This is a genomic window from Thioclava dalianensis (assembly GCF_000715505.1).
Taxonomy (GTDB): Bacteria; Pseudomonadota; Alphaproteobacteria; order Rhodobacterales; family Rhodobacteraceae; genus Thioclava; species Thioclava dalianensis.
In genome coordinates, this window is sequence record NZ_JHEH01000096.1 from 1 (window position 1) to 735 (window position 735).

Below are 735 nucleotides of genomic sequence, written 5' to 3' on the forward strand. Positions count from 1 at the left end.
CAAAGAGCCAGGAAAGGAACACCCCGATCAGTGCGAGCGTGCCAATCACGATCCCCAAGGGACCGGTGATCGCATCGACAATTCCTTGAAGCAGGGTCTGTACCGGCGAGAGGTCGATGCTCTGTGCAAGCGCTGGACCCGCCAGCACGATAAGGGCCATCGCGCCGAGCGCGACGATCGAAGGTCTCGATGTCATGAAAGATCTCCTCTGAGCCGCTCAAACACGGCAGTCACACGGGCCACATGCCCTTGGGTTTCGCGAAAAGGGGGAATGCCGCCGTGGCGTGTGACCGCCTCCGGACCAGCGTTGTATGCCGCAAGGGCCAGAGAGCCCTCGCCGAACTGGTCGAGCATCATCAGCAGGTAGCGGGCTGATCCGTCGAGATTCTGCGCAATGTCATGTGGGTCCACGCCGAGGTCGCGGGCGGTATCCGGCATAAGCTGCCCGAGGCCTATAGCCCCGACAGGGCTACGTGCAGCCGGATTGTATGCGCTCTCGACTTCAATGTTGGCGCGGTAAAGGAGCGCCCAATCAGTGACGGAAAGCCCCGCGCGACGCAGCGCACCATGCCCGGCATACCGTAGAGCCGTGGTCTCGATCGCATGGAGGATTTCTGGGGTGGCGCCGGCGGCAGATCGGGCCGGGATCGCTGTCTCGACAGTGGCGCCAGGAACGCGAGGTTCTGCGAAGAGAAAAAGGCGCCCGTTTGCCTCTTGAGAAGTGGAAATCAATTG

At 61.9% G+C, this 735-nt stretch carries 2 protein-coding genes; both read right to left on the reverse strand.

The genetic code is table 11. The features are described from left to right. A partial coding sequence (locus DL1_RS20675) for a TrbC/VirB2 family protein (protein ID WP_051693735.1) occupies positions 1–196 on the reverse strand: 196 nt, incomplete at its 3' end. Then, on the reverse strand, positions 193–732 hold the full coding sequence (locus DL1_RS20680; RefSeq protein WP_038070300.1) for a lytic transglycosylase domain-containing protein: 540 nt from the start codon (positions 730–732) through the stop codon (positions 193–195). The genes DL1_RS20680 and DL1_RS20675, both read right to left, overlap by 4 nt. Positions 733–735 lie beyond the last annotated feature (3 nt).